We start from the raw sequence: 4,989 nt of genomic DNA on the forward strand, positions 1-4,989 counted from the left end.
TCCCCGGCACGCCCCCCTCGGACGCCCCGGAAGCGCCGCTGGGCTCACGGCCGCGGTCGCCCGGCGAGAAAGGCCGGGTGGTGCTCATCAGCGCTTCACCTCACCGATTCACCAGTTCAACATTCACACGATTCACAAATCAGTACGCAGAGTCAGTACGTCAGTACATGCCCTTGCCTGATACGTCGGTCACAATCCCCACCCCCGGTGGCCGACATCACAGCCGACAGGTTCAGGGTGTCTCCTGCCCGAGCCTGCCGAGGGAACACCCCTGTATTCGGGCCGAATGATGTGACGTCTGATGCAGCGCCGGACGCCAGGGGTCAGCCCGAGCCGTCGGACCCGTCCGCCAGGGCGTCTGCCAGCGAGTCGTGGACCGTGAAGACCGCCTCGGCCCCCGTGATCTCGAACACGCGGGCGACTACGGGCAGCATGCCCGCGAGATGCACCCCGCCACCGGCGGCTTCCGCCTTGAGTCGCGCCCCGAGCAGCACGTTCAGCCCTGTGGAGTCACAGAACTCGAGCCGCGAGCAGTCGACGACGAGTCGGCTGAAGCCTTTGTCGAGGCAGTCCTCCAGTGGCTCACGCAACAAATCGGCGGTGTGGTGATCCAACTCACCCGCCGGAGTCACGACGGCACTGGAGCCCTCTTCCCGCACCTCGACCAGAAGTCGGCCAGACTGTGCGCTGCCGACGGTCCCGCGGTCCATGCCGTCTCTCACTCCCGACGTCGTGGCTGCTGACTGACGCTCTCGAACACTACGCCTTCCCTACGCCCCCCAACACCCGAACATCCACACAGAATCGGACATTTCGGACCAGAGCGCACTTGCGGTGGGCTCCGGAAAGCGGGTAGGGCTAGTAGAGACACGTAACCGACTCGGCCGGCTTGGAGGCGCCGCACACCGCAGTGCAACGACAGGCTTCGGCAGCCATATGCCGAGAACGATGGAGGACATCATGTCACCCCGGCTCGACGCATCGCATACCCAGAAGGCGACGTCGGCATCCCTTCCGGAACATCTGGATCCCATCGAGCGCAGCAGCGACTTGATTCCCGAACAAGGCTTCGAACAGGGCCTCGATCAGGACGACGCACTCGCCGGGCTTCCGGACATCCCGCCGTACGACGAGGTGGGGCCGGTGGACGCGCGGGCCCTGTCCAAGACCCTCTTCGAGCGGCTGGAGTCGCTGGAGGAAGGGACCCACGAGTACTCGTACGTCCGCAACACGCTCGTCGAACTCAACCTCGCGCTGGTCAAGTTCGCCGCCTCCCGCTTCCGCTCGCGCAGCGAGCCGATGGAGGACATCATCCAGGTCGGCACCATCGGCCTGATCAAGGCGATCGACCGCTTCGAGCTCAGCCGCGGCGTGGAGTTCCCCACCTTCGCGATGCCCACCATCATCGGCGAGATCAAGCGCTTCTTCCGCGACACGTCGTGGTCGGTGCGGGTGCCGCGCCGGCTTCAGGAGCTCCGGCTCGACCTGGCCAAGGCCGGTGACGAGCTGGCCCAGAAGCTGGACCGCGCCCCGACGGTGGCCGAACTGGCCGAGCGCCTCGGTCTGACCAACGACGAGGTCGTCGAGGGCATGGCGGCGTCGAACGCCTACACCGCCTCCTCGCTGGACGCCCAGCCGGAGGAGGACGACGCCGAGGGCGCGCTGGCCGACCGGATCGGCTACGAGGACCACGGCATCGAGGGCATCGAGTACGTCGAGTCCCTGAAGCCGCTCATCGCCGAACTCCCGCCCCGGGACCGGAAGATCCTCTCCCTGAGGTTCGTCGCGGGCCTGACGCAGTCGGAGATCGGCGAGGAACTCGGCATCTCCCAGATGCATGTGTCGCGCCTGTTGTCGCGAACGCTGATCCGGCTCAGAAAGGGCCTGACAGTCGAGGAATGACCGGCCGGGGAGCCCCGCTTCCTCCGTGCTGACGTGCACTGTGCCCGGTGCCCTGCCGAATTCGTCGGCGGGGCACCGGGCACAGTGCGTACGGACCTTTCACCGACAGCTCACGGGTTACCCACAGAAACCCTTTCCCCACGGCCTCCCTTCCTCCACTATGAGCCGTCATACCCGCCGGTAGGTCAGGACTCCGAGCGGGTCGCAAGGCTGCGAGGAGGCGGCGCAATGGCTCGGGCCGACGACGACAGGGATCGTGGCCGTGAGGAGGGTGGTCACGGGGTCCACGCGGGCGCGTCCGACGCACGGCTCACCGAACTGCTGCGCGCCGACACGGCCACCGCGTATCCGGCGCTCCAGGAGCTGCGCGCCCGCCATCACGCGCACGTCCTCGCCTACGCCCGGCTGTGCACCCCGAACGACTCCACGGCACGGCAGTTGGCGGCCCAGGCGTTCGCCCTGGCGGCCCGTCAGACGGCGCGCGGCATCGACCCCGGCGTGCCCTGGCGGCACCAACTCCTGCTGCTGACCGCCCGGCTGGCCGGAACCTGGGCGACGGACGAGCGCTCGGCGGGCCTGGACCCGGGACTGCTGCTCGTGCTGAACACGGCCGGCCCCACGGGCCCGGTGCCGCCCATGCTCACGGCGTTCCAGTCCCTGCCGCCGCGCACCCAGGGCCTGATCTGGTACGGCATCGTGGAGCGGGAGCCGGTGGAGCGGACCGCGTCCCTGCTCGGCCTCACCCGCGAGGACGTCACCTACGGCACGGACCCGGCGCTCCAGCAGCTGTCCCGGTCCTGCCTGCGTGCCCGCCTCGCCGCCTCCGACGACCCCGACTGCCCCGACTTCGGCCGCCTCATCGAGGAGTCCGTACGGCCGGACAGCCCGCGCGGCAGCGCCGACCTGCACGCCCACATGGCGCGTTGCGCGCACTGCACGACGGCGTACGAGGAGCTGTCGGCGCTGCGGGACACACCGCGCACGGCGCTGGCGGAGGGGCTGCTGCCGTGGGGCGGCACGGGGTATGTGGCGCAGGGCGCGGCGGAGCGGGAGGCCACGGGCCGTACGCCGCAAGGGCGTTGGCCGCAGCGGCGTCGGCCGACGGATCGCCGCCGGGTCGTGCTGGTGTCGGCGGCGCTCGGGGTGGCGCTGCTGCCGCTGGTGGCGTTCCTGGTGGCGCAGGGCGGATCGCCTTCGCAGGATCCGGTGGGAGCGGCGAGCTCGCCGGCGAGCGTGCCACCGGTGGCGGTGACCGTGACGGCCACCGAGTCGGCGACGCCGTCGGCCTCCCCCTCGCCCTCACCGTCGCCGTCGCCGTCACGCAGCTCCAAGTCCCCGTCCCCCACGAAGAGTCCGACGCCGACGAAGACGGCACGTCCGAAGCCGACGTCCTCCCCCACGCGGCCGCCGGGCGGCACGTTCGCCCAGGTGGTGAACGTCGGCTCGGGGCTCTGCCTGGATGTGGGCGGCGCCTTCTTCAACGGGTCCGATGTGATCACGGCTCCCTGCGGTTCGTCCGAGACGCAACGCTGGCGGGTCGACACGTCCCGCGACGTCCTCCAGTCGGCCGCCGATCCCGACTTCTGCCTGGACAGCCGGGGTTCGACGGACCGCGGCGTCGGCATCTGGACGTGCGACTCCGTCCATGGGTCCAACGGGCAGAACCTGATGTTCCTGGTGGACGACGACGGGATGATCCGACCCGCCATCGCCATCGACACGGTCGTGACACCGGCCGGCGGCGCCGGGGACGGGCTGTCGCTGGAGTCGGTGAGCGGGAGTGCGGGGCAGCGCTGGCGGGCCGGGGCCGCCTGATCAGACCTCGCGCACGCCGCTCCGCCACACCTCGCTGACCAGCGGCACGCCCGGCCGGTAGGCCAGGTGGACATGGCTGGGTGCGTCGAGCAGGAGCAGGTCCGCGCGGGCGCCCGGGGTGAGGCGGCCGATGTCGTCGCGGCGCAGGGCCGCCGCGCCGCCCGCCGTGGCGGACCAGACCGCCTCGTCCGGTGTCATCCCCATGTCCCGTACCGCGAGCGCGACGCAGAACGGGACGGAGGAGGTGAACGACGAACCCGGGTTGCAGTCGGTGGACAGGGCGACGGTGACGCCCGCGTCCAGCAGGCGGCGGGCGTTCGGCCACTCGGCGCGGGTGGAGAACTCGGCGCCGGGGAGCAGGGTGGCGACCGTGTTGCCGTTGGCCAGGGCGTCGACGTCCGCGTCCGTGAGGTGGGTGCAGTGGTCGGCGCTGGCGGCGTCGAGTTCGACCGCGAGCTGGACGCCGGGGCCGTAGGAGAGCTGGTTGGCGTGGATGCGCGGGTGCAGCCCCTTCGCCTTGCCCGCCGTGAGGATCGCGCGGGCCTGGTCGCCGTCGAAGGCGCCCTTCTCGCAGAAGACGTCGATCCAACGGGCGTACGGGGCACAGGCGTCGAGCATCTCGCCGGTGACGAGGGCGACGTAGGCCGCCGGGTCCTCGGCGTGGTCGGGGGACACGATGTGGGCGCCGAGGTAGGTGACCTCGTCGGTGTGGGCGGCGGCGATGCGCAGGGCGCGGGCCTCGTCCTCGACCGTCAGGCCGTAGCCGGACTTGGTCTCGAAGGTGGTGGTGCCCTGGCGCAGGGCCTCGCGGAGGTAACGGGTGAGGTTGGCTTCGAGTTCCTCGTCGCTCGCCGCCCGGGTGGCCGCGACCGTCGTACGGATGCCGCCCGCGCTGTACGCCCGCCCCGACATCCGGGCATTGAACTCCTGCGTCCGGTCGCCCGCGAAGACGAGGTGCGAGTGGGAGTCCACGAAGCCCGGGATCACGGCCCTGCCACCGGCGTCGACCCGATTGTCAGTGGCGGGTGCTTTGCTTTGATCACCGGTCCACGCGATGCGGTCGCCCTCGATGACGACGGCCGCGTCCTGGACCAGTCCGAGGGGGGAATTGTCACCGAGGGAGGGGTCGTTGGTGACCAGGGCGGCGATGTTGGTGATGAGCGTGCTGGCGGTGCTCGCGGAGTGGGCGGGGCTGACGGTCGTCGCGTTGCTCATGGCGTCCTTGGTTGCCTGGTCGGCGGTGGGGTCGGGTTCGGGGGCGGAGGCGGGCCG

General features: G+C 70.7%; 4 protein-coding genes and 1 pseudogene. 2 read left to right on the forward strand and 3 right to left on the reverse strand.

What is annotated here, in order from left to right; genetic code table 11:
• Together EAO75_RS47815 and EAO75_RS38190 are read right to left on the reverse strand one after the other, a co-directional pair.
• A pseudogene (locus EAO75_RS47815) lies at nucleotides 1-88 on the reverse strand (ATP-binding protein); the annotation flags it as partial.
• Nucleotides 89-323: 235 nt separating this feature from the next.
• On the reverse strand, nucleotides 324-710 hold the full coding sequence (locus EAO75_RS38190) for an STAS domain-containing protein (RefSeq protein ID WP_147999674.1): 387 nt from the start codon (nucleotides 708-710) through the stop codon (nucleotides 324-326).
• 238 nt (nucleotides 711-948) lie between these two features.
• Here EAO75_RS38190 and EAO75_RS38195 point away from each other — a divergent pair, with 238 nt between their 5' ends.
• Both EAO75_RS38195 and EAO75_RS38200 read left to right on the forward strand, forming a co-directional pair.
• Nucleotides 949-1,902 (forward strand): RNA polymerase sigma factor SigF, encoded by a 954-nt coding sequence (locus EAO75_RS38195; RefSeq protein ID WP_187284753.1) that lies wholly within the window; start codon nucleotides 949-951, stop codon nucleotides 1,900-1,902.
• Between the two features lie 228 nt (nucleotides 1,903-2,130).
• On the forward strand, nucleotides 2,131-3,717 hold the full coding sequence (locus tag EAO75_RS38200) for an RICIN domain-containing protein (RefSeq protein ID WP_147999676.1): 1,587 nt from the start codon (nucleotides 2,131-2,133) through the stop codon (nucleotides 3,715-3,717).
• Here EAO75_RS38200 and hutI read toward each other — a convergent pair whose 3' ends face one another.
• Complete coding sequence (hutI, locus tag EAO75_RS38205; protein ID WP_261989664.1) at nucleotides 3,718-4,932, reverse strand: imidazolonepropionase; 1,215 nt, start codon at nucleotides 4,930-4,932, stop codon at nucleotides 3,718-3,720.
• Nucleotides 4,933-4,989: the final 57 nt, after the last annotated feature.

The sequence above is a fragment of the Streptomyces sp. UW30 genome (assembly GCF_008042075.1).
In the GTDB taxonomy this organism is placed as follows: Bacteria; Actinomycetota; Actinomycetes; order Streptomycetales; family Streptomycetaceae; genus Streptomyces.